Source organism: Desulfovibrio sp. SGI.230 (assembly GCF_050313065.1).
In the GTDB taxonomy this organism is placed as follows: Bacteria; Desulfobacterota; Desulfovibrionia; order Desulfovibrionales; family Desulfovibrionaceae; genus Desulfovibrio.
Window position 1 is genome coordinate 142,321 of record NZ_JBNPKS010000004.1, and the last position, 26,383, is coordinate 168,703.

A 26,383-nucleotide genomic window follows, 5' to 3' on the forward strand; every position below is an offset into this window, starting at 1 on the left:
AACCGCTCCTTTGCATGGGATGTGCAGCACGGGGCTGCCCCTGAATTTTCCCTTTTATTAGCAAGGAGCGTACCAAAATATATTTTATTGTTTTTACTGAATATTTTTTACAATAGATATTAACTTGTGATTTTTTGTGCTTAAAAAATACATTTTTGTATCTTGTATTCCGAAAAAAGGACAGGTAGCCTGCGTGGTGGAGGGGCCCGAGCTATGTACAGAAACGACTGGTACCGACATCACGACTGCGGGAATTTCCTGCATGCCCTGCTGGGGGAATGCTGGCAGCCCGAGCTGCTGATACAGCTGGGGGGCCTGCCCCCGGAAACGGCAGCAACGGCTTTCTGTCCTGCTGCGTCTCCGCAGCCGGACTTCGTTCCCCTGAAAGACCTGCTGGACGCATACCCTGCCGCCGGGACGATATTCCGCCGGTTGCCGGAGCCGGATGGCCTGCCCCCGATCCTTGCCCTGCTGGGACAGGAACGCGAGCTCGAAGCGCTGGAGGCCCTGCTGGCCCTCTGCCTGCGCCGCATCGACAGCCTGCGGCCCGGGGTCATCAAGGGGCTGCTGCTCTGCCTGTCGGAACGTCTGCTCCGCCTGCCCCTGTCTTCCGCTGATGCCGTGCGCCCCTATCTCCGGCTCTGCCGGGAACTCCATATGACCATCACCTGTTCGGGCAACTTCATCCCGAAACTTCCCGCCCTCTGCTTCCGGGCCAGGGCACAGGCCTTCCGCATCGCCGACAGGGAGGAGATGGCGCTCTTCGACCTGCTGATCGGGACGCTCAATGTCTGCAACACCCCGCGGCACAACGATCCGCGCCTGCATGCCATCATGCTGCGCGGCCGCCGCCAGCTGGAATCCCTGCGCAAGCCCGACCTGTTCGAGACCGCGGCCCCCTACCTGGGCATCCTTGCCTTCCTGGAAGGGGATTACGATCAGGCCATGAGCATCTTTACCCGCGTCAGCCGCAAGCTGCGTGCCCAGGAACGCCACCTGTTCGAACTTTTCTATGTCCGCCACTGGAGTTTTGCCGCGGCCAACCGCGGCGACTTCGATCTGGCGGCCAGCCTGCTGCTTTCCCGCCTGCGCCAGTCGTCCATCCGTAACGACATGTCCCTGACCCGCAGCCTCCGCAGCCAGCTGGCCTCTCTGTACCTGCGGACAGGAAAAAGCGACAAGGCCCTGGAGCAGCTGGATATCGCTCTTTCCGACATCACGGAACAGACGGACATCACGAGCATGGTCACCACGGTGCGCCATCTGGCCTGCTACCACATGCGGGAAGGCCACGCCGACGCTGCTTACCATGTGTTGCAGAACGTCTTGCACAAGGCGGCCCAGCGCGGTTTCCAGCGTCCCACCTATCTGAACGGCATGGTGCTCGAACTGCTCGAGGCCCTCCATGACCGGGGCTTTCCTCCCCTGCCCTGCTATGATTTTCCCCAGGAGCTGCAACGCTGCCTCAACGGCCCCAACCGACTGCTGCGGGGCGTGGCCCTGCGCCTGCACGGCAAGCAGCTGGCCGCGGCGGGTCAGACGGCCCAGGCCATCGAGGCCTGCCGCCACAGCATCACCCTGCTGGACGCCCTGCATGACGCGCTGGAAGCAGGCAAGAGCCGCCTGCTGCTGGCCCAGCTGCTGCTGCCGGAAGATGAAGGCAAGGCCCGCCTGCTGCTCCATGAAGCCTGGGCGGTCTACCCTTACCTGAAGCATCACTTCTGGCCGGAATCCCTGCTCCCGCTCATCCCCCGCTACCTGCGGGAAGGCCAGGACCAGGCCGTCTCCGAGCGTTCCCTGCTGGCGGCCTATCGTGAGCATTTTGCCCCGCAGCGGTTGCGGACCTCGTTCGAATCCTTCCTGCCCATCCTCCTGACGGAATCCGCCCAGATTCTGGGAGCGGAGCACAGCTGCCTCTTCCTGCAATCCCATCCTTCGGCACCCCTGCGCCAGCTGGCAAGCCAGGACAGCTCCGCCGTCGGGCCGGAGCTCTCCATCCCCTCCACCCTGGACGAGATCGCAGGCATCGTGGCCGAAGGCTCCCCGCTCCTGCTGGACAATCTGGGCGGCGGCAGCGGTGCCCGTGTCATCCTGGCGGGCATCCCCGTGGACTGCCGCCCCTACGGCATCTACGTCCTGTGTCACATGGGTTCGTTCCGGGAAGAGATCCGCCCCATGCTCAGTGAGGATCTTCTGCGGGACATCGGCAGGATCCTGGCCTGGTCCTGCACCACGGTCCTGGAGACGGAACAGAGCGTGCTGCGCAATGCCCCCCTGCCGGAAGGCCATCAGGAACTGGTCTGCGCTTCACCGGAGATGCGGCGTTTTCTTGAAGACATAGATACCGTGGCCGGGACGGATGCCTCCATCCTGCTCAACGGGGAATCCGGGGTAGGCAAGGAGATGCTGGCCCGCCGCATCCACGAAAAAAGCGGTCGCAGCGGGCGGCTTGTCACCATCAACATGGCCAGCCTTCAGGACGACCTGTTCGAGAGCGAGTTCTTCGGCCATGAAAAAGGCTCGTTCACCGGCGCCATCAGCAGCAAGATCGGCCTGGTGGAACTGGCGGAAAACGGCACGCTTTTCCTCGACGAGCTGACGGAAGCCAGCCCGCGGGTTCAGGCCAAACTTTTGCGGGTCCTGCAGGAGCGGACGTTCCTGCGCGTGGGCGGGACGCGTCCCATCAACATCAATTTCCGCCTCGTGGCGGCATCCAACCGCCATATGAAGGAGGCCGTGCGCCAGGGCAGGTTCCGGGCGGACCTCTATTACCGGGTCGCCGTCATCTACCTGAAGATCCCGCCCCTCCGGGAACGACGGCAGGACATCCTGCCGCTGGCCCGTTATTATCTGCATTACTTCGCCAACCGTCATGCCCGCCCCTGCGTGCAGGATTTTTCCGACGAGAACCGCCGGCTGCTGGAACAATGGCCCTGGCCGGGCAATATCCGGGAACTGCGCAACGTGGTGGAACAGTCCGTGATCCTGAGCGGCGGCCGCACCTTGTTCTTCCACGAGAACATCCTGGACGACGATCCTCCGGCCGTCCCGCAGGAAGCGCCTTCTGCCGTACCGCCCGCCATACCGGCGCGGCTCTCCTCTCTGGAAGAGATGGAAAAGGCCCATATCGCGGCAGTCCTGGAGCATACGGCCTGGCGCATCGACGGCAAGGGCGGCGCGCTCACCATCCTCAAAATCAGCCGCTCCGCCCTGTACGCCAAGATCCGCAAGTACGGGCTCAGCCGCAACGCCTGAGCCTTCCCCACCCTGCAAAAAAGGCCGGCAGACACCTTTTCGGTATCTGCCGGCCTTCATCGTCAGCATGTCGCCACCACGGCTTCACAGCCGGGAAGCATCCGTCCGCTAGCTTTCGGCGCTTTCGCGCATACGGCGCTCCATGCGCTCCATGAGCAGGGGCGACAGCACGCCCAGCACGCACAAAGCGATCAGGATCCAGCACAGGGACGTGGAGAAGAGGATGGACGGGTCCCCGTCGCTGATGAGCAGCGAGCGGCGCAGGCCGCGTTCGCCGATGGGGCCAAGGATCAGGCCCAGCACGATGGCGGCGGCATTGAAGTCGAACTTGCGCGCCAGATAGCCGATGACACCAAAGATGAGCATGATGGCCACTTCCACCACGTTGTTGTGGATGGCGTAGGAACCGACCACGCACAGCAGGAAGATGGACGGGATGAGGATGGCATCGGACAGGCGGGAGATCTGGGCAAAGCCCTTGCAGCCCAGCATGCCCACGCCCAGCATGAAGAACTGCACCAGCACGAAACCGGCAAAGAAGGTGTAGGTCATGCCGGCATAGGTGGTGAACAGCTCCGGTCCGGGCTGCAGGCCGTGGATGATGAGGCCGCCCATGAGCACGGCGGTCACGGACTCGCCGGGGATGCCCAGGGTCAGGGTGGGGATGAGCGAGCCGCCGGTCACGGCGTTGTTGGCCGCCTCGGAACCCGCCACGCCTTCGATGGAGCCCTTGCCGAATTCATCCTTGTGCTTGGAGAAGCGGCGGGCCTCGTTATAGCCCATGAAGCAGGCGATGGAGGCACCCGCACCGGGCAGGATGCCCACGATGTTGCCGATGAGCCACGACCGGATGATGGTGGGCGTGATGCGCTTGTATTCCGCCTTGCTCAGGCCGAAACGGTCGGTCATGGCCGAAGCCTTGGGCCGCTGCACGATGCGCTTTTCCGCCAGGATGAGCACCTGCGACATGGAGAACAGGCCGATGAGGGCGCAGGTGGTGTTGACGCCGTTATACAGGGTCGTCTGCCCGAACATGAAACGCGGCACCCCTTCCATGGGGTCCATGCCGATGGTGGAAATGAGCAGGCCGATGCCGCCGGAGATGAGGCCCTTGAGGATGGACTTGGACGATACGCCTGCGATGATGGTCAGACCGAAGAGCGAGAGCCAGAAATATTCCGGGCTCTTGAACTTCATGGCCAGCTGCGCCAGCAGCGGGGAGAAGAAGTACAGCGAGATGCAGCTCAGAAGACCGCCGCAGAAGGAAGCGAAGCAGGCCGTGAACAGCGCCTTGGCCGCCTTGCCGCGCAGGGTGAGCTGATAGCCTTCGATGGCGGTGGCCGCCGAGGCGGGCGTGCCGGGCGTATGGATGAGGATGGCGCTGATGGAGCCGCCGAAGATGGCACCGCAGTAGATGCCGCCCAGCACGATCAGGCCCGTGGCCGGATCCATGCCGAAGGTGACGGGCAGCAGCAGGGCCACGCCCATGGCGGCGGAAAGGCCGGGCAGGCAGCCGATGGTGATGCCCACGATGGTGGACGCCAGCATGGCCAGCAGATTGATGGGCGAGATGGCATGCATGAAGCCTGCAGCCATGAGAGCCAGAGTATCCGTCATGACGATCCCCTTACTTGAACAGCAGGCCCACAGGCAGCGGAACCTTGAGGAAAAGCGTGAACACCGCGTAGATGAGCGCGGCCATGACCACTACCGTCAGCACGATATGCCAGCGCGGGACACGCAAAAAGGCCAGCGTGCCCACAAGATAGCAGATGCTGGCGATATAAAAGCCCGCCACATGCATGAGCAGCATGTAGCCCACGCAGCCCAGGCAGATGAAGGCGAACTGCTTCCACTGGAAGCCCGCGAACAGATCGGGCAGATCATTGTGGATGCCCGCCTGGCGGCGCAGCTGCCACAGGCAGCGCACCAGATAGCAGGTATTCAGGATCAGCAGGCCGGCGATGAGGCAGAGGGGATAGGTCTGCGCGTCCGGCGGCAGTTCCAGGGTCATGTACAGAAAAAAGAGCGTGAAGGCATACACCAGTGCCGTCACGCCGATATCGGATCGTTTCATACGGACCGCCTGAATGGAAAACGGCGGGAAAGGTCGCCCTTCCCCGCCGGGACATGACAGAGATTACTTCTTGTACAGCTTGGAGACCACGTCGCGGCAGAAGATCTCCTGCGCGGCGATGAGTTCGGCCAGCTGCTTGTTGTCCTTGAAATCAAGGCTCATGCCGGCCTTCTGGTGAGCCTCGATGCAGGCGGGATCCTGCATGGTCTTGCGGAAGGCTTCCACATAGAAGTCCACGACCTCCTGCGGGGTGCCCTTGGGCAGCACCAGCGCACGGGCGGAACCGTACCATTCCTTGTAGTAGCCCAGCTCGCCCAGGGTGGGCACGTCGGGGTATTCGGGCAGACGGGCGGTGTTGAACACGCCCAGGATGCGCAGTTCGGGCTTGTCACCGCTGCACAGGGCGGCCACGTCGGCCACCTTGGCGCAGGAGAAGTGCACTTCGCCCTGGCGCAGGGCCAGCAGCTGGTCGGCGGTACCGCCGTAGGGGATGGCCTTGTAATCGAAGCCGGCGGAAGTGGCCAGCAGCTGGGCGGCGGTATGGTTGGAAGCTTCCACACCGTTGGTGGAGCAGCGCAGGTTGCCCTTGGCCTTACAGGCATCCACCAGTTCCTTGAGGCTCTTCCAGGGGCTGTTGGCACGCACGACCACCACGCCGGTCTCGCTCAGCTGGTTGCAGACGGGCACCACGTCGCTGACGGCGAAGGTGGAGCCGGGCTGCACGGCCAGGGTGGTGAAGGTGGGCAGGTTGATGAAGCCGATGGTGCGGCCGTCGGGCTTGGAGTTGACCAGCTCGGTCCAGCCGATCTTGCCGTCGCCGCCGGGCAGGTTGTTGATGATCAGGGTCTTGCCCACATACTTCTCGGCCTGAGAAGCCAGCAGGCGCGCACCGGTATCCGTGCCGGAACCGGCCTTGTAAGCCACGATGACGGTCACATCGCCGTCAGGGGTCCACGCAGAAGCTGCCAGCGGCATGGCCAGCAGGGCCATGACCAGGAAAGCAAGGATCTTTTTCATGTTTCCTCCTCAAAAGATCTGTCGAACTGTGGCGCTTTGGTGACATTTTGGTGACAAGCGTCCGTTTTCCCTTACCGCCTTGCCCTGATGGCGTCAAGGAATGCCTCTTTTTTGCGGGATTTGCCCGGATATGGCTCAAAATCCTCCCGTGATGCTCAGGGATGAAGGGCCCTTTTGCAGGGAGTCCCCCTGTCTTCCGGCTAGGGCCCATAAGCCTTGCCTGTGCGGGCTGTCCATCCCTGTTTCCGATCCGGACCAGAACAGCCGCATGCGGATGTCCTTACCGGCAACTGCCTGTGCCCCGGATGCCGGGAGGTGCAAAAAATGAAGAACTCCCGCAGAGCGGAGGATGCTGCATTTCGCACCGCAGTGTTCACAGATACAGCCATAACAAAAAAGCGGTCCGGGACAGACCCGAACCGCTTGTGAGTTTCTGGTAGCAAGGGAGGGATTTGAACCCCCGACACTGCGGGTATGAACCGCATGCTCTGACCAACTGAGCTACCTTGCCATAAGGCTTTGTGGATTTTCCACAACGCAGAGATGCATCTACAGAACTTGCTCTCCTTTGGCAAGCTTTTTCTGTATTTTCTCCCGGCAAGGAGAAAAACTCCCGCAAAGGGCCCGGCCTGAAGGATCTAGGCCGTGGCTGTTTCTCCTGGCGAAATGGCTCTAGAGACTTCCCATCCCGGGACCGCAGCAATCCCCCAAACGATGGCCGTATGCGGAAGTCCTCCAGCAGACGATTCCGGCCGGGACAGCCCCTCACCCGTCGCCCCGCCCTTCCATGAAGGACCGGCAGGACGCGCCGGGCGCTGTCTCGCATCTCGGGACATGCGGCAAAAAAGTCCATAACAAAAGAAGCCCGGAAAATTTCCGGGCTTCCTGTCATATTCTGGTAGCAAGGGAGGGATTTGAACCCCCGACACTGCGGGTATGAACCGCATGCTCTGACCAACTGAGCTACCTTGCCGTGATGGCGTTTCGTGTCCCACTCAACGCAGGGATGTATCTACAGAAGTTGCTCCCCTTTGGCAAGCATTTTTTGGGGATTTTCCCAATTTTTTTTAATGCACCATGAAATACCAGATAAAGGGAGCCAGCAGCAGGCGGTACACGGCAAAAGGCACCAGGGTCATATGGCCCACCAGCCTTACGAAGGCCTTGACCGCGATCAGGGCGGAAATAAAGGAGCCGATCATGCCCACGGCAAAGAAGGGGATGTCCGCCGCGGTGAACAGATGCAGGCTCTTGAGCAGGTCAAAGCCCGTGGCCGCCACCATGATGGGCACGGCGGCGATGAACGAATATTCGGCCGCCAGCGGACGGCGGGCCCCCAGGATCATGCCGCCCATGATGGTGGCCGCCGAACGGGAAAAGCCGGGGAACAGGGCCAGGCACTGGAAGCAGCCGATGCCGAAGGCCAGGCCGGGCGTCATGTCGTCCAGGGTCTCATAACGGGGATGGAACTGGCGGCGCTCCACAAAGATCATCAGCAGGGCGCCGATGACGAAGGGGATCAGCACCATGCTCGGCGTGAACAGGCTCTTGATCTGGGAGTGCAGCAGCAGGCCCAGCACACAGGCGGGCACGCAGGTGAGGAAGAGCATCCAGATGCCGCGCAGACCGGCAAAGGGCACGCCCTGTTGCGGCCGCAGCAGACCCCAGAAGCGTCCCCAGTAGAGGACGACCACTGCCATGATGGCGCCCAGCTGGATGACCACCTGGAAGGTGGCAGCTTTTTCACCGCTGAAATTGAGCAGATCGCCCACCAGCACCAGATGGCCCGAGGACGAGACCGGCAGGTATTCCGTCAGCCCTTCCACGATGCTGAGGATGAACGCAACCCACAAATTATCCATATATGCCGTCCTTTGGATCCGAAGACCCGTTGTTTCCCGAAACGGACTCGGCTAGAGTGATCCACAAAAAGGAGAACTCCATGGCCACCATCATGCCCGCTTCGGAACTGGTACGGCGAGCCGCCGCCTGGCTGGCGGAACAGCGCGCCCTGTATCCCGAAAAATCCCTGGCCGCCCTTCTGGACGAAGCCGGGATGCGCTTCAACCTCAACCCGCTGGACGCGGCGGCACTGGGCCGCCTGTTCGATCCCGCGACGCAGGAAAAAAACGACTAGCCTTCCCGGACAGCGGCCGGAGCCCGCACAGGGGGCATCGCCGCCCTCTCCGGGACCCCGGTCCCGCAGGGTGCCGCGCTTCCCGGATGGCAGCAGCCCATCCCCGGCTGCCGCCCCGGTCGCAGCGCCCGCGGCCAGCCTATAGACGGAAATGCCGGGCATTGCAATCCCCGTCGTGCGCATCATGCCGCGAGGTATGAAAAAAGGGAAGGCGGCCTGATGGTCGTACTCCCCTTGTTCCGGTCTCCCCCATCCCTTGCGGACGGGGGAGTTTTTTGTCTCTGCCCGGAGGCTCCCCGCTGCTCTCCCCCGCTCCCTCTGAAGGGCGCCGAAAAAGGAAGAGGCATGGGGAAGGGAGGCCTCCTTGCCGCCGGCAAAAAGCCCTCCCCGCCCTTGTCGAGAATCGTTTATCCTAGGCGATCTGGCTGCCGTTGGGCACAGGTGCGGCAGGCGTCAGGACGGAGAGCTTGCCGTCCTTTTCCGCGGTCAGCACCATGCCGTTGGACATGAGGCCACGGATCTTGCGCGGCGCCAGGTTGAGCACGGCGATGACCTGCTTGCCCACCAGCTCCTCGGGCTTGTAGTAGTCGGCCAAGCCGGACAGGATCTGGCGCGGCTGGCCTTCGTCAAAGTCGATCTCCAGACGCAGGATGCGGTCGGCATTGGGATGCTTTTCCGCCACGACCACGGTCCCGGCGCGCATCTCCACGGCCTTGAACTGGTCGAAGCTGATCTCGCCGCTCTGGCCTTCGGCGGCAGGAGCGGCCTTGGGGGCTTCCTGCTTCTTTTCCTTCTTGGCCTTGGGGGCCTTTTCGGCCGGAGCTTCCTGCTGCAGGGCCTTGACGTCGATGCGCGGGAAAAGGTTGGAGCTGGCCGCCACTTCGGTGCCGGGCTGCAGACCGTCAAAGTTGCCGGCCTCGGCTTCCAGCGAGGTGGTCACAGGGCCTTCGCCGGGCTGCTGGCCCAGCTGCTCCAGCAGGGTGCGGGAGGCATCGGGCATGACGGCCCACAGACACAGGGCCACCTTGCGCATGGCCGACAGCAGCACGTACATGACCGTGCCCAGACGCGTGGTGTCGCCCTGCTTGAACAGGGTCCACGGCGCCTGCGAATCCACGTACTTGTTGAGCGCGCGCACCAGATCCCACAGGGAATCCAGGCCCTGGGCGAACTGGGTGTTGCCGAACAGCTGGATGTAATTGGTCATGGCCGTGGCGCACAGCTCGACGATGGCCTTATCGTCTTCGCTGAATTCGCCGGGCTGGGGCACCTTGCTCTCAAAATACTTGGCCGTCATGGACAGCACGCGGCTGAACAGGTTGCCCAGGTCGTTGGCCAGGTCGGCGTTGATGCGGGTCACCATGCCTTCTTCGCTGAAGGAGGCATCGGAACCGAAATGCATCTCGCGCAGCAGGAAATAGCGGAAGGCGTCCAGACCGTACTTCTGGCGCATCTCCAGCGGTTCCACCACGTTGCCCAGGGATTTGGACATCTTGGTATCGCGCACCAGCCAGTAACCGTGCACGTTCAGGTGCTGGTACACGGGCAGGCCCGCGGCCTTGAGCATGGTGGGCCAGAACACGGCATGGGGTTTGAGGATGTCCTTGGCCACCAGATGTTCGCCGGGCCAGAAGGTCTTGTACTTTTCACCGTCGGGCCAGCCCAGAGCGCTGATGTAGTTCAGCAGGGCGTCGAACCACACATAGCAGACGTAATCCTTGTCGAAGGGCAGTTCGATGCCCCAGGTCAGGCGGGACTTGGGACGGGAGATGCACAGGTCTTCCAGCGCGCCCGACTCCAGCATGGACAGCACTTCGTTGCGGTAGCGCTCGGGGCGGATGAAGTCGGGATGGCTCTCGATGTATTCCCGCAGCCAGGGCAGGTACTTGGACATGCGGAAGAAGTAGTTCTTCTCGCTGATGAATTCGGGCTTGGTCAGATGCTGGGGGCACAGGCCGTTCTCCAGCTCCTTTTCCGTATAGAAGCGTTCGCAGCCGTAGCAGTAGTGGCCGCCGAACTCGCCGAAATAGATGTCGCCGGCATCATAGACCTGCTGCAGGAAGCGCTGCACGCGGGCCTTGTGGTCTTCGTCGGTGGTACGCACGAAGGCGTCGTTCTCGATGCCCAGATGCGGCCACAGCTGCTGGAACAGGCCGCTGATGCCGTCCACGAATTCCTTGGGGGAGACGCCCTGCTTTTCGGCGGCCTTGACGATCTTGTCACCGTGCTCGTCCGTACCGGTCAGGAACATGGTGTTGTCGCCCAGGGTCTTGTGGAAGCGCGACAGGGAGTCGGCCACGATGGTGGTATAGGCATGTCCCAGATGGGGCTTGGCATTCACATAGTAAATGGGGGTGGTGATATAAAAGTTCTTCACGTCTGACTCCGTTTATTCGGCGGCGCCGTCCTGCCGTTGCTGCGACTTGCGGCGACGGCGGCGGCGACTTTTGCTGTTCTCTGCGGGGGCGGCCTCGGCCTGCGGCTGGGCCTGCTGCGGCTGGACTTCCGGCCCGGCGGTCAGGGGCGCGTCGGGCGGCAGCACATCGGCGAACAGGTTGGGATCGTCCACGTTCTCCGGTGTGACGGAGACCACCAGCAGGCCATCCCCCTGTGCCGCCTTCTGGGGCTGCTGCGCCTGTTTGGGCTGGGCATTGTTGGGATGGGGCTCGGGACGATGCGGATCCAGGGCCTGCCATTCTTCCAGCGTCAGTTCCTGTTCTTCGTTGTTCTCGTTGAGCACGGACAGCGAATTGCGGAACATGTTGGCCCGCAGCACCTTCATGGTGCCCTGCGTGGTCTGGTATTTCTTGCCCAGACGCGGGCAATTGTGGTGGAAGCGGTCGTAGTTCTCCTGCTCGTAGGAAAGGCAGCAGAGCAGGCGGCCGCAGATGCCCGAGATCTTGGCAGGGTTGAGGAACAGGTTCTGCTCCTTGGCCATGCGGATGGTCACGGGAGCGAACTTGCGCAGGTACCGGCGGCAGCAGCAGACCATGCCGCAGTTGCCCACGGCCCCCACCATCTGGGTCTCGTGACGCACCCCTATCTGGCGCAGTTCGATGCGGGCGCGGTATTCGCGCACCAGATCCTTGACCAGCTCGCGAAAGTCGATGCGGGCCGGCGCCGTGAAATAGAAAATGAGCTTGCTGCGGTCAAAAAAGACCTCAACGTCCACGAGCTTCATGTCCAGGCGGCGGTCACGGATGCACTGGCGGCAGAACTCCGTGGCCTCGCGGGCCAGTTTCTCGTTGGTGCGGCCCTCGGCCAGGTCTTCCTCCGTGGCCCGGCGCTCGATGGGCGTCAGGCTCTCCGGCTCCACACCGGCCACATAATCATAGGGACCGGAGACCACCTGCGCCAGGGCCTGCCCCTGATCGGCCGCGATCAGCACATGATCGCCCACGGCCAGATCGGCAGGGCCCGTATGGTACAGGGTCTGTCCCAAAGCGCGAAAGCGCAAACCGTATATTGGCATAGTTCCCAATCTTTGTTGCGGGGATTATCTGAATCCCTTTACATCGGGCATATCCGGGCCGCTGTCAACAGGCAGCCCCCGCGCCCGCCACAGGCCGGCAAAAGTCTTTCCCTTCCTGCTCCGTCCATCAAGCCCCTGCCCTGCCGCTGTCCGGCAGTATCCATAATATAAGGAAGAGCCTCAACGGAACGGCATCACTCGCCCTCCTTTCCCCGTCTTGCTTCCTTCCCTGGATAGCGGGGCTTTCCCTTGCTATGCAGTTCTGCCTGTTTTAGAATCACGGCAAGGAGAATACCATCATGATCTCACGAGACGAAGCGCTGGCCCTGCTGGCGGAGAACCATGTCCAGGCGGGCCTGCTGCAACACTCCATTGCTTCCGAGGCCGTCATGCGGGCCCTGGCCCGTGAATTTGGTGAAGATGAAGAACTGTGGGGCCTGACCGGCCTGCTGCACGATGTGGACTATCCCGCCACGGAAGCCACACCGGAAAAGCACGGTCTGGAAGGCGCCCGCCTGCTGGAAGGCAAATTGCCCGAAGAGGCCCTGACCGCCATCCGCGCCCACAACGGCGAGATGACCGGCTGTGCGCCCCAGACCCGTTTCGACTTCGCCCTGCGCTGCGGCGAGACCATCACCGGCCTTATCAGCGCCGCCGCCCTGATGCGTCCCACGGGCTATGAAGGCATGGAAGTCAAGAGCATCAAGAAAAAGATGAAGGACAAGGCCTTTGCCGCCAGCGTCTGCCGCGACAACATCCGCCAGTGCGAACAGGCGGGCCTGCCGCTGGATGCCTTCCTGGCCCTTTCCATCGCCGCCATGCGCGACTGCTTTTCGCAGCCTGCCTGAACCGAGCATCCCACCACGAGGTGAAGCATGACCAAACCCGGCGCCATCGATACCAGCATCCGTACTCTCGGCACCCCCAAACTCACGTCCAGGCTGCCCTACCGTACCTGGGTGGATGACGTGCGCCTGCCCATACAGGTGGACAGGGAACTCTGCGACGAGTTCACCGAACCCATATGTCTGGATTTCGAGGCTGCCGGCCCCCGGAAAAAACTTTACTTCGATCCCAGCCGGGCAAAATGCGCCATCGTGACCTGCGGTGGCCTTTGCCCGGGGCTCAATGACGTCATCCGCGCCATCGTCATGGAGGCGCACCACGCCTACCATGTGCCCTCCATCATGGGCATCCGCTACGGGCTGGAAGGCTTCATCCCGGCCTGCGGGCATCAGCCCATGGAACTGACGCCCGAACGCGTGGCCGACATCCACCGCTTCGGCGGCACCATCCTGGGCTCGTCGCGCGGTCCCCAGTCCGCGGAAGAGATCGTGGACAGCCTGGAACGCTCCAACGTCAGCATCCTGTTCGTCATCGGCGGTGACGGCAGCATGAAGGCCGCCCTGAGCATCAGCCGCGAAGTGCAGGCGCGCAACCTCAAGATCGCCGTCATCGGCATCCCCAAGACCATCGACAACGACATCAACTTCATCCCCCAGTCCTTCGGCTTCGAGACCGCCGTCTACAAGGCCACCGAGGCCATCGAATGCGCCCACACCGAGGCCCGGGGCATGCCCAACGGCATCGGCCTGGTCAAGCTCATGGGCCGGGAATCGGGCTTCATCGCCGCCCAGGCCACGCTGGCCATGAAGGAAGTGAACTTTGTCCTGGTGCCGGAAGCGCCCTTCACCCTCGAAGGGGAAGGCGGCCTGCTGCCCGCGCTGGAAGAACGCCTGAAAAGCCGCCATCACGCCGTCATCGTGGCGGCTGAGGGCGCCGGCCAGCATCTGCTGGACCGTTCCGGCGCCACCGACGCCTCGGGCAACCTGCTGCTGGGCGACGTGGCCGACCTGCTGCGCTCCGAGATCAAGCGTTATATGGACGCCCGCGGCATCCCCCACGCGCTCAAGTACATCGACCCCAGCTACATCATCCGCTCCGTGCCGGCCACGGCCAACGACAAGGTCTACTGCGGCTTCCTGGGCCAGTACGCCGTCCATGCGGCCATGGCCGGGCGCACCGACATGGTGGTGGGCAAGATCCAGGACCGCTACGTGCATCTGCCGCTGGAGCTGGTGACGCGCCGCCGCCGCAAGCTCAACATCTATTCCGATCTCTGGCGCGCCGCCCTGGAATCCACGGGACAGGGCATGCTGGCCGGTATGCTGCCGCAGCAGGAGACGCATGGCTAGTCTGTATCAAGTCAAGGCATCCGCCGGGTCAGGCAAGACCTATGACCTGACCCGGCGTTTTTTGTGTCTGCTGGCGGCCTGCGGGGCCCCGGCACCGGCCGCTGCCGCCTCCTGCGGGCTGGGCACCGGCCCCTCGGGCTGGGACGAGATCCTGGCCATCACCTTCACCAATGCCGCCGCCGGCGAGATGCGCGACCGCGTCATCGGCCGCCTCAAGGCCATCGCCCTGGGCACGCCGGAAAAAGGCATCCCCCTGACGCCCGACATGGCCGCCCGCTGGCTGGACGTCATCCTGCGAGATCTGGCCAGCCTCAACATCCGCACCATCGACAGCCTGCTCCACGCCATCGTGCGTTCGGCCGCCCTGCAGCTGGATCTGCCCCCGGATTTCCAGCCCGCCTTCGTGAGCATGGATGCCGTGACGCCCTATCTCGATACCCTGCTCAACCAGGCCTCCCAGGGCAACGAGAAGATGGAAAAACTGCTGCGCGACCTTTACTGGGCCATCGTCCATGTGCAGCAGAGCAAGGGCTTCAATGCGGGGGAAAAGCTGGGCGACATCATCCGCCCCCTGCTGGACGGCATCCTGCGCGACGAATTCACGGATATCGCCAGCCCGGAAGAGCTGGAAAGCCGCCACCAGCAGCTCTGGAACAGGACGCGCGGCCTGATCCGGGCTGTCCTCGACGCGGAGGAGCAGGCCAAGACCAAGCTCCATGCCACGAGCCGCAAGGCCCTGGTGCGCCTTCAGGAGCGGGACGAAGGGGCCTTCAAGCTCAAGTCCATCGCCGAGCCCGAGGTCGACAAATTCCTCACGGCCAAAACGAAGCGTACGGAAGAACTGCTGTCGGCACTGGAAGCGCTGACGTCCTGGCTGCCGGATTTCAGCCGCCGTCATGCCCTGCTGCGTTCGGCCCGCAATTTTGCCCCGGCCGTCCAGCTGGCCACGTTGCTGGTCCACGCCATGCGGGCCAACCAGCAGCAGGAAGGCACCCTGCCCGCCGTCCTGGTGCCGGAGATGGCCGCCTTGGTGCTCAGCGGCAGCTTTGGCGTCTCCGAGGCCCTGTGCCGTCTGGGCAGCCGCCTGCAGTATTTCCTGCTGGACGAATTCCAGGACACCAGCCGCGAACAGTGGCAGGCCCTGAGCCCGCTGGTGGAAGAGGCCCTTTCCCGGGGCGGTTCCCTGACCTGGGTGGGCGACGTCAAGCAGGCCATCTACGGCTGGCGTGGCGGGGATGCCGCCCTTTTTGACGGCATCGAAGCTCCCCTGCGCCTTCTGGCCCCGGATGTGCGCCACGAGACGCTCACGGCCAACTGGCGCAGCTGCCGTCAGGTCATCGCGCACAACAATGCCCTGTTCTCGCCTCTGGAGGATGCCGCCGTAGCCCGGCAGGCCCTTTCCGCCTTGATGCCGCAGGACACGCCGGACGATCTGCTGGACAGCTATGCCGAACGTGTGGCCGCGGGCTATGCCGGGACGGCCCAGGATTTTTCGCCCAGCTCGCCTCCCGGCGGCCTTGTGCGCGTGGAAGCCATCGACGGTGACAGCAGCGAAGAACTCAACACCGCCGTACTGGCGCGCCTGCGCCATGTACTCCGGCAGGAACTGGCCCCGCGCCGTCGCTGGCAGGAGATCATGGTGCTGGTGCGCAGCAATGCCCAGGCCGCACTGGTGGCCGAGGATCTGGCAGCGGCCGACATCCCCATCGTCACGGAGAACAGCCTGCTGCTGTCCACCCATCCTCTGGTGATCCAGAGCGTGGCCCTGCTGCAGTTCCTGTGCAACGCGGAAGACGAGCTGGCCCTCTGGACCGTGGTCACGGGCAGTCTGGTGCAGCAGGGCCCCCTGCCTGTCCCCGACCTTCAGGCTTTGCACGACAGTTGCGTGGACAGGGGCAGCATCCCCCTGGTGCAGCATCTGCAACGGAACTTCCCCGGCTTCTGGGCCTCCGTCCTGGCACCTTTCCACAATCAGGCCGGGCTCATGACGCCCTACGACACGGTCATGGAATGGTATGACCGCCTGCAGGTCTTCGAACGCTATCCCGATGCCGATGTTTTCCTGCGCTGCTTCCTTGAAGTGCTCAAGAATGCCGAGGATCAGGGCCTGGCCACCCTGCCCGACTTTCTGGCCCACTGGCAGGAAAAGGGCGAGGAGGAAAAAGTCCCCATGCCTGAGGGCATCGACGCCGTTCGCATCATGACCGTCCACAAATCCAAGGGCCTCGAGGCCCCTGTGGTCCTCCTGCCCTGGACCGATGCCACCCTGAAGGCGAGCGACCCGGTGCTCATGGAGGAAGACGGCCTGCGCATGGTCTGCAAGAACGGCCCGCATTGCGGCAGGGTCTACTACGAAGCCCTGTTGCGGCAGGCCATGGAACTGCTCAACCAGTTCTATGTGGCCTTTACCCGGGCACGGGAAGAGCTCCTCGTCTTCCGTACCAGCGCCGCCACCGTGCGCAAGGGCTGCGGCAGCCACGCCCTGGATGTCCTCTGGCAGCAGGCCGGACTCGAGGTCCCCTACCTGCTGGAAGGCGGGGACGACGTGCTGCATCCGGTCCAGCCCGCTGTGGCGGAGGAAGGAGGAGACGATACGCCCCCGGCAGCAGAAAACGCAGGAGACGATAGCGCCTCCGACCAGCTCTCCGGCGGACAGACGGCAGTGCCGCATGACCCGGAGGAAGACTGGCGTCCCATGCAATGGTTGCCCCGGCTCAAGATCTACCGCAACCCGCTGGAACGGATGCACTTTTCCGCACGGGATCGCGGCACCCTGCTCCATGCCTGTCTGGAGCAGCTGCCTCTGGGCGGCCTCAGTGAGGACAACATCAGGGCTGCCGTGCGGGAAGTGCTCGCCACCATCCCCCTTGCCGACGGACAGGACGCCCCCGACAGGGAAAGCGTTGCCGCCGACATGGAATCCTGCCTGCTCTGGTTGTTGCGTCTGCCCCAGTTCGGCCTGTGGCAGCGGCGCGGTGTGCCGGAGCAATCCATGCTGGCCGCCGACGGTTCCCGCCGGGACCTTTTGCGTGCCGACCTCATCGTCCCCCTGTCCTGGGGGACCCTGGTGGTGGACTACAAGAGCGGCAGGGTCATGGACGAGCATGTCCGGCAAGTGCAGCGCTATTTGCGCTGTCTGGAACAGAGCGGCACCACCGTGGCCCGCGGCCTGCTCATCTATCTGGACAGGCAGTCTTTCCGCCTGGTGGAACCCGACAGCGCTTCGGAACTGTTTACGGATCTTGGGGCCTATCCCCGCTACTTCTGTGAGGACGAGGCATGAGCAGCCCCTTCCATATCTTTTCCTGGCAGCAGCCTTTCCTGCCTGCCCTGAAACAGGCCACCGACCTCTGGAGCGACGGACGGCCGGGTGATGCCGTCATCATCGTCCCCCACAACCGTCCGTGGCGCTATCTTGTGGACATCTATGCCGCTGCCGGGACCACCGGCCTGCTGCCCAAGGTCCTTTCCCTGCCGGACATGGTGCGCCTGTGGCGCATGCATGCCAGCCCCGTGCCGCTGCGTACGGCCTGCCTGCTGGACAGGGTGGCCCTGCTGCGGGACTGCGTCCTCGATCTGGCCGACGAAGACCACGAACTGGAAAAACGCTTCGGCAAACTGTCCCCGGACGCCTTCCTGCCCTGGGGCATACGTCTGGCCAATCTGCTGGAAGAACTGCTGGGCCAGAACATGGTCACGGACGACCTGCCCTTCATCGACGAGGTGAGCCCCCCAGCCGCGGCCCTGCTGGGGGCCCTGGGGCGCATCCGCGATGCCTATGTGGCGGCGCTGGCTCAAAAGGGCTGGACCACGCCGGGCCATGACTTCTGGCTGGCCGCCCGCCATGCGGAGGACATCCCCGACCTGCTGCGCCCGGCTGACGGGCATCCCGTGCTGCTGGCCGGTTTTTCCCTGCTTACCGAGACCGAGGACATCCTGCTCCGCAGTCTCTGGCAGGCCGGTGCCCGTGTCTGCCTGCACACGGATCCGGCCCTGGCCCGGCATGGTGAGGAAGAGCGGCCGCCTGTGCACTGGGCCTGTCAGGAACACGTCCAGTGGCTGCAACGCTGGCAGGCCACGGCCCGGCCCTGGGAGGCGGACGCGCCCTCTCCGGTGGAAGACGCGCAAAAATGGCACTATTTCGCGGGTTATGACCTCCACTCCCAACTCAAGGCCCTGCAACAGGATCTGGATGCCCCTTCGGAGGCATCCACGGCCATCCTTCTGACCCACGGCGACCTTCTGCTGCCCGTGCTGCACCATCTGCCGGACAAGGAAGTCAACATCTCCATGGGCTATCCGCTGGACCGTTCGCCCCTCTTCCACCTGCTGGACAGCCTGTTCCGCCTGCATGAAGGACGGGACAAGGACGGGCTTTTCTACTGGCGCTATCTGCTGGCCTGCCTGCGCCACCCCTATCTGGGCATGCTCCAGGCCGCCGCGCCCGGGGGAGAGCCCGGCACGGGGCAGTCCCTGCGGCCCCTGCTCCGCCGTCTGGAGCGCCGCATCCGCAGCGGCAGGCGCCTGGTGGCCCATGAGGATCTGCTGGCCACCCTGGCCGAAGGCGAAGAAAGCATGGATGCTCCCGCCGGAGAGGACGCCACGGACGGTGCCCTCCCTGCCCCCAGTCCCGAGCGCGCGCTGCTGGAAGAACTGCTGCACCTGCTGCTGGAGGATTTCGGCGCCGTTTCCACGCTGTCCGGTCTGGCCGGCGCCCTGCTGCGCCTGAGCGACTTCCTGACCCGCCACGGACAGGCCGTCTGGGAACGTTTCCCCCTGGATGCCGAGGCCCTGTACCGGCTCGTACGCCACTGCGTGCCGGAACTGCAGCACAATGCCCTGTCCGGCGAGGAGATGGACTCCCGCCTTCTGCACGGTCTGGCTCGCCAGCTGCTGCAACAGCAGCGCATCCCCTTCGAAGCCGATCCGCTGGGTGGTGTGCAGGTGCTGGGCATGCTGGAAAGCCGTCTGCTCCAGTTCGACCGCATCTTCATCATCGATGCCACCGACGACGTCCTGCCCGGTACCCCAGGCCAGGATCCCCTGCTGCCGGACAGCCTGCGCCGCATCCTCGGCCTGCCTGATGCCCGCCGCCGGGAACGGGCGGCCTCCCACACCCTCTACCGCCTGTGTGCCTGCGCCCGCGAGGTGCATTTTTACTGGCAGGAGAGCCAGGGCCGTTCCGGACTCATGGACAGCAAGAAGGCCCGCAGCCGTTTTGTGGAGCAGCTCATCTGGGCGCACGAGCAGCGCACCGGGGCTATCCTCAAGCCGGGCACGCCGCCGCTGGCTGTGGCCACCTGTGCCGTGGCCCCCATGCCGCCCCGCGAGCTGTCCCTGAAGCGCAACCAGGCCTTGCAGGATGCCATGCGGGCCTTTCTGGCCGCGCCCATCTCTCCCACGGCCCTGGATACCTACCTGCATTGCCCGCTGTCCTTCGTCTGGAAACATCTGTGCCGCTTCCGGCCCGTCCAGGAGGTCAACGAGAGAGACGATCCGGCAGAAGTGGGCTCCGTGCTGCACGACGTGCTGCAGCAGCTCTACCGTCCGTATCGCGGCAAGCTGGTGGATGCGGGGACCTTCGACATGGCCGTCATGCGTGCCGAACTGCAGCGCCAGATGGAAAGACACGACCTGCGGACCCAGCTGCCGCCCGACAGCCTGATGATGTTCTCCATGGCAGCCCCGCGCCGTCTGGAGGAATATCTTTGCAACCAGCCGGAAGCCACCATCCTGGAACTGGAATATCCCCTGACCCAGGTCATCAGCTGCAACGGCCGGGAATATACCTTCAAGGGACGCCTGGACAGACTGGACAGGCGTGAGGACGGCCTCTGCATCGTGGATTACAAGACCGGTACCATCAACAGTCCTGCCGGTGCCTTATGGGATGACGAAGCCCTGTTCGTCCACATGGCGCAGGTCCGGGACGCAGGAATCCCTCTTGAGGAACGCCGCCGGCTGGCCGCCGGGGCTTTCGACCAGCTGGCCGAGAAGCTGCGCATGATCCAGCTGCCCGCCTACCTGTGCATGCTGCACGCCGCCGGTTTCAAGGATCTGCACGACGCCGCCCTGGTGGAACTGCGCGACAAGGGGCGGGAATACTGGCTGTTCGGGCCCAGGCTGGATCTGGACAATGGCGAACGCATCCGTCAATGCTTTGACGTCCTCTCCCTGCTGCTCTGGCATATGGAGCACGGCCCTGATTTCACCGGCCGTCCGGGCGAAGGTTGCCGCTGGTGCGACTATCAGGCACTTTGCCATGCCTGACAGAGACAGCGGCCTTGTGAAAATAAGGTTTTTCTGGTAATGCTTTCCGAAAATTGATTTCAATACCGCCCCTCGAGGGCTTTACCTTATAGCGCCATGTTGGAGGTTGCATCATGGCTTTTCCTTCTTTGTCCATTGGAGACCTGACCGCTAAAATGCCCATCGTCCAAGGCGGCATGGGTGTTGGCATTTCCCTTTCCGGCCTCGCCTCTGCTGTTGCCAATCAGGGCGGCATCGGCGTCATCGCCGGAGCCATGATCGGGATGAAAGAGCCCGACGTGGCCAAGAACCCCATCGAAGCCAACCTGCGCGCCCTGCGCCAGGAGCTGACCAAGGCCCGGGAAAAGACCCAGGGCATCATCGGCGTCAACATCATGGTGGCGCTGACCACGTTCAGCCAGATGGTGCGCACGGCCATCGAAAACCGTGCCGACATCATCTTTTCCGGTGCCGGTCTGCCCCTGGAGATGCCCAAGCATCTCCTGCAGGCCTGCGAAGAAAAAAAGGAAGAGTTCAAGACCAAGCTGGTCCCCATCGTCTCTTCCGCCCGCGCGGCGACCCTGATCGCCCGCAAGTGGCTCTCCCGCTTCGACTACCTGCCCGACGCCTTCGTGGTGGAAGGCCCCAAGGCCGGCGGCCACCTCGGCTTCAAGCGTGAAGAGATCAACGACCCGAACTTCGCCCTGGAAGTCCTGGTCCCCCAGGTGGTCGAAGCCGCCAAGCGCCTTGAAGACCAGAAAGGCCGCGCCGTGCCCGTCATCGCCGCCGGCGGCATCTACACCGGCGAAGACATCAAAAAATTCCTCGACCTCGGCGCTTCCGGCGTCCAGATGGGGACCCGCTTCGTGGCCACCAAGGAATGTGATGCCGATGACCGCTTCAAGCAGAGCTACATTGCTGCCCGCGAGGAAGACATCACCATCATCAAGAGCCCGGTGGGCATGCCCGGCCGCGCCCTGCAGAACGACTTCATCGAGGCCGCCCGCCAGGGCAACAAAAAGCCCTTCAAATGCGTCTTCCACTGCGTGCATACCTGCGACCAGGAAAAGACGCCCTACTGCATCGCCCAGGCCCTCATCAGCGCCATGAAGGGCAACCTGGAACGCGGCTTCGCCTTCTGCGGCGCCAACGTGGCCCGGGTCAACAGCATCGTTTCCGTCAAGGAACTGATGGAATCCCTGCAGCAGGAATTCGACCAGACCATCAGCAAGGGCAAGCAGACCCTGCAGGGCCTGCTGAAGTAACATCCGCCTCATCCATCATCCTGGGGCCGGCCCTGCCGGCCCCTTTTTTTGCCTCTGGAGGACCATGGACGACACCCTTCCCCTGGTGGACAGCGCCACGCTGCCCGATGCTGAAAAAAAACGCCTGCGGAACAGCCATCCCCTGTACGGGCGCATGAACGGCGAAGTGATCTGGATGGCTTATGAAGAACTGGGCTATGATGCCGAGGCCTGCGCCACGGTCATGGATGCCGAGCTGGATCTGCGCCACCGCACCGTCAGCCTCATGGCCACGCTGGAGCAATCCCCGGATGCCTGCTGCGTTCTGGAACTGCCGGATGCCCCCTGTGCTTCCTGCACCGCCTGCCCGGATCTGGCACGGCTTGCCATCGACGCCGCGACACCACAGTGGCGGCAGTGGCTGCCCCCCTACGCCATCGGCTGCCGCGTCCATGCCCGCCTGCTGTCGCATACGGAAGCCGGACAGGCAGGATGTCGCCCTCCGGAAGGGGCCGCCCTGCCCCGGCGCCAGATGCTCTGCCCATGCCTGACGCCCGAAAAATAGCCCGCAGCAAAGAAATTTGGGCTTTTCCCGGAAAAAGGCTTGCCTTTTTGGCAAAGCTTGGGTAAAGGAACTGCTTGCGCGGCCATGCTGGATGCATGGCTCATTGCCTGCGCAATGCGCGGCCGCTGTTACCCGGCTTTGCCGCATAAACGATACACACAGTTTTCTGCATATACGGAGGACATCATGAGCAAAGAATGCGATTTCTGCGGCAAAAAGCCCCAGGTCGGCAATCTTGTCAGCCATTCCAACATCAAGACCAAGCGCCGCTTCAACCCCAACCTGCAGCGCGTGCGTCATCAGTTCGCTGACGGCACCGTGCGCACCCTGACCGTGTGCACCCGTTGCCTGCGCTCCGGTGTGGTGACCAAGCCCGCCGCCCGCGCCAAGCAGGACTAACTTGTTTTTTGTCCGCAAAGCCCCGGTTGCCACTGCAATCGGGGCTTTTTTGCTATGAAGCCCCGCCTTCTGCGTCTGCCTGCCCCTTTTGCGGGGTACTGGCACGCCCAGCGCCGCCCGCGTCCCCTGCCGTTCCACTGGCGTTCCCTCACCGGCCCCGAGGGCATCACCTCCTACAGCCAGCGCCAGGAAATAATCCTCGTGCTCAGCGCCTGCGGTCTGCCCCATCAGCTCTGGCGCTTCCGCCAAAAAGAATACATCTATGTACCTGCCCTGCTGGAAGGTCTGGCCCGGCAGGAGTTGCAGCACTTCCATGCGGAAAAGCAGCGCCCTCCGGCACCCCGCGGCCTGCCGCCCGCGCTCCATGCCCGCTGCTGGCTGGCTGCCCTGCCCCTGCTCCTGCTCGTCCTCTGGCACGGCCTGCGCAGCGGCTGGTGGCCGCTGCCCGACGGGCTGCCCCTCCCAATGGGCTGGGAACAGGCCGGAGCGCTGGACAACGTCCGCCTGCGCATCTACGGAGAATGGCAACGCCTGTTCACGGCCCTGACCCTGCATGCCGACGCCGCCCACCTGGGCGGCAATATCCTGCTGGGCGGCATCATGCTGCCCCTGCTGGCCCGGCTGACAGGTCCGGGACGGGCCCTGCTGCTCACCGTGCTGGGCGGCGGGCTCGGCAATCTGCTCACCGTGGCGCTGCGACGGGAATTCGTCCTCAGCCTGGGCTTTTCCACGGCTGTCTTCGCGGCCATCGGGGCCCTGGCCGGGTATATGGTCCTGCATCATGAAAGCAAGCGCTACCTGCCGCTGGCGGCCGGCGTAGGCATTCTGGCCATGTGGGGCATGGGCGAAGGGAACGTGGACTATCTGGCCCACATCTGCGGCCTGGTGGCCGGCATGACCCTCGGCTTCTGGGAGGCCCTGCGTACCAGGCGGCGCTGGCCGGGCCTGCCGCAATGGCTGTCCGCCCTGCTGGCCCTGCTCTTGCCCGTGCTGGCCTGGATACAGGCTTTTCAACAGGGATGACGGCGAAACCGTCTCCCTCCGGCACTGTCCGCCACCACGGATGGCGACCGAAAAAAGCTGCGTCCGCATGGCAATGCCGTGCAGGACGCAGCTTTTTTATGGCAAGGTGATGAAGGATCTGTTCCCCGGAAGCGCCCGGCAGCTCCTAGAACATGTCCAGTCTGGTCACGGCCAAAAAGCCGCAGACAGCCACGAACATCCCCGTAAGGCAGGCATACGCCCGGCGGGTGCGCAAAGAAAGGATGCCGCCCACCATGCTGGCAGCAAACAGTATGGGCCAGCCCATCTGCCCTTCAAAAAGGAATATCGCCTCTCCCAGCAGATCACAGGCCAGCCACAAGGCCACATAGCACAGCATGTAGAGCGAGAACTGCCAGGCAGCGCGCACCACGGCCCCCAGCGCTACGGCCTGCCCCGGCGTACAGCCGCGACCGGAAGTGAACCACGCCGTGACCAGATCCACCAACGGATTGAGGGCCACCCGCTGGTAGCGCTCCGCATAGCTGGCGCCGTAAGCCGCGAATACCGCGAACATCAGGGGGGCCAGGAACTGATGGGCCTCAGACCAGCCCGGGATGATGGACAGGGGAAAAAGCAGCAGGAAGGCCAGGGTCCCGAAAGGCGGGACCACACTGCCCAGGGCGATGACATCGAGCCAGAGCAGCTCCACCACGATCCCCAGCGAGAGCGCGGGCTGCCACTGGCCGGAAAGGCCGCCCAGCAACAGGGCCCAGAACAGGGGCCTGTCAGCCAGCCTGAAGACAAAGGAGGAACGGGCTACCCCCGCGAGGACAAAAAAAAAGCGTATTGCACGCCCAGCCAGAGGGCATCAGAGAAGCTGCTCATAAGCATCCCGGATTTTGTCGGAAGGCACACAGCGGAAATCCAGCTCTACCTGCTGTTGCAGCATGGCCCGCAAGTCCTCCCTGTCCTGTTCGGAAAGGGCCACATGCGGGAAAACCTGGATCTTGCCCGGTGCGTAGTGCAGATTGCCGATATTGAGGGCCCGGATGTCGACGCCGCTCTCCAGGGCCCTGCGGGCATCCTGACAGTCGGCAAAGAGGACGAGGCTGCTCTCGCCACAGCAGGCCAGGGTCTCAAGCAGGGCGTCCACCGGTACGAAGTGGATGGCCACCTGCTCCGGCACGGCCAAGGAGACGATCTGCTGCTGCAGAAGGTCCGCCGACATGGCGTCATTGGCAACTATCAGGTGCCGGGCGGCCACATAGGGCAGCCAGCCTTCGATGACCTGCCCGTGCACCAGACGGTTGTCCACTCTGAACCAGAGCATACGGATCAATCGCCTGTTTTTTCTTTGTTCCGGGAACGCAGCATGCTGCCGGCCACGACGATGCCCTTGGTTCCGGCCTCTCCGGCCAGCTTGGCCAGCTCGGCCAGGGGCTTTTCGCGACAGGTGAAGACCTTGAGCAGCATGGGCAGGTTGACGCCGGTGACGACTTCCACATTATGGCTCCCCAGCAGGGAGAGGGCCAGATTGGTGGGGGTGCCACCGAACATGTCGGTGAGGATGATGACCCCTGCGCCCTTGTCCAGCCGCTGGGCGGCATCATCCAGACGGCGCACGGTCTCGGGCACCTCCTGGGCGATGTCCACGCTGATGGAGGTGCAGTCGCTCAGGGTACCAAGGATGAACTCCGCCGTGCGCAGCATGGCAGAGCCATAGTCGGCATGGGCGACAACGATAATGCCGACCTGGGTGGAAGATTGCTGTTCCGACATGACATACCTCGCGCTGGAACTGAAATTTCTGCAAAATGCAGCACGTAAGGCCAAGAGTGCCAGCTTTCCTAGCCAAGTTCAAGGTGCCTGTGCTCGATACTGGCCGGATAATCCGCCTGGCGCAGCATCTGGAACAGGGCCTCGGCCGTGGCGACGGAACGGTGGCGGCCACCGGTACAGCCCACGGCGATGGCGACCCGGTAGCGGCCTTCCGCTTCCATCTGCGGCAGCATGAAACGCACCAGGTCAAAAAGCTTCTTCTCGAATTCCTGCGCGGCCTCGGAGGCAAAGACATAGTCACGGACAGCCTTGTCCTTGCCGCTGAGGGGACGCAATTTTTCTACAAAATAGGGATTGGGCAAAAAGCGCAGGTCAAAGACGAAATCCGCCTCGCGCGGGACGCCGTACTTGAAGCCGAACGAGATGACGTTGACCCGGATGGCCCGCAGCTTGCCCGACGTCCTGCTCCAGCGCTTCTGGATGGCGCGGCGCAGGTCATGGATGGAAAAACGGCTGGTATCTATGACCAGATCCGCCATCTCGCGCACGGGGGCCAGACGCGTGCGTTCCTCGTGCAGGGCATCCTCAAGGCCCATGCCCTCACGCTCCAGCGGATGGGGCCGGCGGGTGGTGGCATAACGGCGCATGAGCTCCTGCGCTCCGGCTTCCAGAAAAAGCAGTATGGGCCGGACCCCGTGCTCGGAAAGCTGGGCAAGGGCCACATTGAGCTCTTCCAGAAAGTCCTGCTGGCGCATGTCCATGCCCAGGGCCATGCCCCGGAAGCGTTCCATAGATCCGCGCCGCATCATCTCCACCATCTCGACGGCCAGCCCGGCAGGCAACCCGTCCACAGTGAAATAGCGCAGGTCTTCAAAGACCCGCAGCGCCGTACTTTTACCGGCCCCCGAAAGGCCGGTGACTATACAGACCTGGACAGGCGCTGCCGCGCCCTCGGATGGTGTCTGGCTCATGGCAATCTCGAAGGGGCCCCCTTGCGGGGGCCCCGAAGT

General features: G+C 63.5%; 20 protein-coding genes and 2 tRNA genes. 10 read left to right on the top strand and 12 right to left on the bottom strand.

Annotation, left to right across the window (positions count from 1 at the left end; translation table 11 throughout):
• Positions 1 to 213 precede the first annotated feature (213 nt).
• Entirely contained in the window at positions 214 to 3,255 is a 3,042-nt protein-coding gene (locus ACQRAG_RS05820) for a sigma-54 interaction domain-containing protein (RefSeq protein WP_303996712.1), read from the top strand.
• Positions 3,256 to 3,363: 108 nt separating this feature from the next.
• On the opposite strand, the gene ACQRAG_RS05825 is transcribed toward ACQRAG_RS05820, so the two are convergent.
• From ACQRAG_RS05825 to ACQRAG_RS05850, 6 genes are all read right to left on the bottom strand, one after another.
• Positions 3,364 to 4,872, bottom strand: a complete 1,509-nt coding sequence (locus ACQRAG_RS05825; RefSeq protein WP_204625264.1) for a tripartite tricarboxylate transporter permease — start codon at positions 4,870 to 4,872, stop codon at positions 3,364 to 3,366.
• Positions 4,873 to 4,882: 10 nt separating this feature from the next.
• Complete coding sequence (locus ACQRAG_RS05830) at positions 4,883 to 5,332, bottom strand: tripartite tricarboxylate transporter TctB family protein (protein ID WP_168935008.1); 450 nt, start codon at positions 5,330 to 5,332, stop codon at positions 4,883 to 4,885.
• Positions 5,333 to 5,395: 63 nt separating this feature from the next.
• Positions 5,396 to 6,349, bottom strand: a complete 954-nt coding sequence (locus tag ACQRAG_RS05835; protein ID WP_427803891.1) for a Bug family tripartite tricarboxylate transporter substrate binding protein — start codon at positions 6,347 to 6,349, stop codon at positions 5,396 to 5,398.
• A 434-nt stretch (positions 6,350 to 6,783) separates the two neighbouring features.
• Positions 6,784 to 6,860: transfer RNA gene (locus ACQRAG_RS05840), tRNA-Met, on the bottom strand.
• 385 nt (positions 6,861 to 7,245) lie between these two features.
• A tRNA-Met gene (locus tag ACQRAG_RS05845) sits at positions 7,246 to 7,322 on the bottom strand.
• A 94-nt stretch (positions 7,323 to 7,416) separates the two neighbouring features.
• On the bottom strand, positions 7,417 to 8,211 hold the full coding sequence (locus ACQRAG_RS05850; protein ID WP_006004607.1) for an undecaprenyl-diphosphate phosphatase: 795 nt from the start codon (positions 8,209 to 8,211) through the stop codon (positions 7,417 to 7,419).
• Between the two features lie 80 nt (positions 8,212 to 8,291).
• On the opposite strand from ACQRAG_RS05850, the gene ACQRAG_RS05855 reads away from it, so the two are divergent.
• Positions 8,292 to 8,486: a hypothetical protein gene (locus ACQRAG_RS05855; protein ID WP_168935744.1), complete on the top strand. Its 195-nt coding sequence runs from the start codon at positions 8,292 to 8,294 to the stop codon at positions 8,484 to 8,486.
• 412 nt (positions 8,487 to 8,898) lie between these two features.
• Here ACQRAG_RS05855 and metG read toward each other — a convergent pair whose 3' ends face one another.
• Both metG and ACQRAG_RS05865 read right to left on the bottom strand, forming a co-directional pair.
• Positions 8,899 to 10,863: a methionine--tRNA ligase gene (gene metG / locus ACQRAG_RS05860; protein WP_168935745.1), complete on the bottom strand. Its 1,965-nt coding sequence runs from the start codon at positions 10,861 to 10,863 to the stop codon at positions 8,899 to 8,901.
• A 12-nt stretch (positions 10,864 to 10,875) separates the two neighbouring features.
• The gene (locus ACQRAG_RS05865) at positions 10,876 to 11,958 is read right to left on the bottom strand and encodes a PSP1 domain-containing protein (RefSeq protein ID WP_168935746.1); all 1,083 of its coding nucleotides are present in this window, start codon (positions 11,956 to 11,958) and stop codon (positions 10,876 to 10,878) included.
• 299 nt (positions 11,959 to 12,257) lie between these two features.
• On the opposite strand from ACQRAG_RS05865, the gene ACQRAG_RS05870 reads away from it, so the two are divergent.
• The 8 genes from ACQRAG_RS05870 (at position 12,258) to ACQRAG_RS05905 (ending at position 23,633) form a co-directional block, all read left to right on the top strand.
• Positions 12,258 to 12,806: an HDIG domain-containing metalloprotein gene (locus tag ACQRAG_RS05870; protein ID WP_168935747.1), complete on the top strand. Its 549-nt coding sequence runs from the start codon at positions 12,258 to 12,260 to the stop codon at positions 12,804 to 12,806.
• Positions 12,807 to 12,833: 27 nt separating this feature from the next.
• Positions 12,834 to 14,153 carry an ATP-dependent 6-phosphofructokinase gene (locus tag ACQRAG_RS05875; protein WP_427803890.1) on the top strand — a complete coding sequence of 440 codons (1,320 nt, stop codon included), beginning with the start codon at positions 12,834 to 12,836 and terminating at the stop codon, positions 14,151 to 14,153.
• Positions 14,146 to 17,436: a UvrD-helicase domain-containing protein gene (locus ACQRAG_RS05880; protein WP_427803889.1), complete on the top strand. Its 3,291-nt coding sequence runs from the start codon at positions 14,146 to 14,148 to the stop codon at positions 17,434 to 17,436. Before ACQRAG_RS05875 ends, ACQRAG_RS05880 begins: the two co-directional genes overlap by 8 nt.
• Positions 17,433 to 20,423 (top strand): PD-(D/E)XK nuclease family protein, encoded by a 2,991-nt coding sequence (locus tag ACQRAG_RS05885; RefSeq protein WP_427803888.1) that lies wholly within the window; start codon positions 17,433 to 17,435, stop codon positions 20,421 to 20,423. Before ACQRAG_RS05880 ends, ACQRAG_RS05885 begins: the two co-directional genes overlap by 4 nt.
• A gap of 113 nt (positions 20,424 to 20,536) precedes the next feature.
• On the top strand, positions 20,537 to 21,667 hold the full coding sequence (locus tag ACQRAG_RS05890) for an NAD(P)H-dependent flavin oxidoreductase (RefSeq protein WP_204625258.1): 1,131 nt from the start codon (positions 20,537 to 20,539) through the stop codon (positions 21,665 to 21,667).
• A gap of 64 nt (positions 21,668 to 21,731) precedes the next feature.
• Positions 21,732 to 22,211, top strand: coding sequence for a hypothetical protein (locus tag ACQRAG_RS05895; protein WP_297138471.1), 480 nt, complete (start codon positions 21,732 to 21,734; stop codon positions 22,209 to 22,211).
• Between the two features lie 186 nt (positions 22,212 to 22,397).
• A complete protein-coding gene (gene rpmB / locus ACQRAG_RS05900) occupies positions 22,398 to 22,610 on the top strand; it encodes a 50S ribosomal protein L28 (protein ID WP_040369119.1) in 213 nt (70 codons plus the stop codon).
• A gap of 54 nt (positions 22,611 to 22,664) precedes the next feature.
• Positions 22,665 to 23,633, top strand: a complete 969-nt coding sequence (locus tag ACQRAG_RS05905; RefSeq protein ID WP_427803887.1) for a rhomboid family intramembrane serine protease — start codon at positions 22,665 to 22,667, stop codon at positions 23,631 to 23,633.
• Between the two features lie 145 nt (positions 23,634 to 23,778).
• Here the strand turns inward: ACQRAG_RS05905 and ACQRAG_RS05910 are convergent, their stop codons facing one another.
• The 4 genes from ACQRAG_RS05910 to rapZ form a co-directional block, all read right to left on the bottom strand.
• Positions 23,779 to 24,357, bottom strand: a complete 579-nt coding sequence (locus ACQRAG_RS05910; protein ID WP_427803886.1) for a hypothetical protein — start codon at positions 24,355 to 24,357, stop codon at positions 23,779 to 23,781.
• Positions 24,358 to 24,462: 105 nt separating this feature from the next.
• Positions 24,463 to 24,924: a PTS sugar transporter subunit IIB gene (locus tag ACQRAG_RS05915; protein WP_204625254.1), complete on the bottom strand. Its 462-nt coding sequence runs from the start codon at positions 24,922 to 24,924 to the stop codon at positions 24,463 to 24,465.
• Between the two features lie 5 nt (positions 24,925 to 24,929).
• Positions 24,930 to 25,373: a PTS sugar transporter subunit IIA gene (locus ACQRAG_RS05920; RefSeq protein WP_006004575.1), complete on the bottom strand. Its 444-nt coding sequence runs from the start codon at positions 25,371 to 25,373 to the stop codon at positions 24,930 to 24,932.
• 68 nt (positions 25,374 to 25,441) lie between these two features.
• Positions 25,442 to 26,344, bottom strand: coding sequence for an RNase adapter RapZ (gene rapZ, locus ACQRAG_RS05925; RefSeq protein ID WP_168935756.1), 903 nt, complete (start codon positions 26,342 to 26,344; stop codon positions 25,442 to 25,444).
• Positions 26,345 to 26,383 lie beyond the last annotated feature (39 nt).

Bases quoted from the DNA above. Each gene is read 5' to 3' on its own strand.
- ACQRAG_RS05820 (WP_303996712.1), top strand. From the start codon at position 214: ATGTACAGAAACGACTGGTACCGACATCACGACTGCGGGAATTTCCTG.
- ACQRAG_RS05825 (WP_204625264.1), bottom strand. From the start codon at position 4,872: ATGACGGATACTCTGGCTCTCATGGCTGCAGGCTTCATGCATGCCATC.
- ACQRAG_RS05830 (WP_168935008.1), bottom strand. From the start codon at position 5,332: ATGAAACGATCCGATATCGGCGTGACGGCACTGGTGTATGCCTTCACG.
- ACQRAG_RS05835 (WP_427803891.1), bottom strand. From the start codon at position 6,349: ATGAAAAAGATCCTTGCTTTCCTGGTCATGGCCCTGCTGGCCATGCCG.
- ACQRAG_RS05850 (WP_006004607.1), bottom strand. From the start codon at position 8,211: ATGGATAATTTGTGGGTTGCGTTCATCCTCAGCATCGTGGAAGGGCTG.
- ACQRAG_RS05855 (WP_168935744.1), top strand. From the start codon at position 8,292: ATGGCCACCATCATGCCCGCTTCGGAACTGGTACGGCGAGCCGCCGCC.
- ACQRAG_RS05865 (WP_168935746.1), bottom strand. From the start codon at position 11,958: ATGCCAATATACGGTTTGCGCTTTCGCGCTTTGGGACAGACCCTGTAC.
- ACQRAG_RS05870 (WP_168935747.1), top strand. From the start codon at position 12,258: ATGATCTCACGAGACGAAGCGCTGGCCCTGCTGGCGGAGAACCATGTC.
- ACQRAG_RS05875 (WP_427803890.1), top strand. From the start codon at position 12,834: ATGACCAAACCCGGCGCCATCGATACCAGCATCCGTACTCTCGGCACC.
- ACQRAG_RS05880 (WP_427803889.1), top strand. From the start codon at position 14,146: ATGGCTAGTCTGTATCAAGTCAAGGCATCCGCCGGGTCAGGCAAGACC.
- ACQRAG_RS05885 (WP_427803888.1), top strand. From the start codon at position 17,433: ATGAGCAGCCCCTTCCATATCTTTTCCTGGCAGCAGCCTTTCCTGCCT.
- ACQRAG_RS05890 (WP_204625258.1), top strand. From the start codon at position 20,537: ATGGCTTTTCCTTCTTTGTCCATTGGAGACCTGACCGCTAAAATGCCC.
- ACQRAG_RS05895 (WP_297138471.1), top strand. From the start codon at position 21,732: ATGGACGACACCCTTCCCCTGGTGGACAGCGCCACGCTGCCCGATGCT.
- rpmB (WP_040369119.1), top strand. From the start codon at position 22,398: ATGAGCAAAGAATGCGATTTCTGCGGCAAAAAGCCCCAGGTCGGCAAT.
- ACQRAG_RS05905 (WP_427803887.1), top strand. From the start codon at position 22,665: ATGAAGCCCCGCCTTCTGCGTCTGCCTGCCCCTTTTGCGGGGTACTGG.
- ACQRAG_RS05915 (WP_204625254.1), bottom strand. From the start codon at position 24,924: ATGCTCTGGTTCAGAGTGGACAACCGTCTGGTGCACGGGCAGGTCATC.
- ACQRAG_RS05920 (WP_006004575.1), bottom strand. From the start codon at position 25,373: ATGTCGGAACAGCAATCTTCCACCCAGGTCGGCATTATCGTTGTCGCC.
- rapZ (WP_168935756.1), bottom strand. From the start codon at position 26,344: ATGAGCCAGACACCATCCGAGGGCGCGGCAGCGCCTGTCCAGGTCTGT.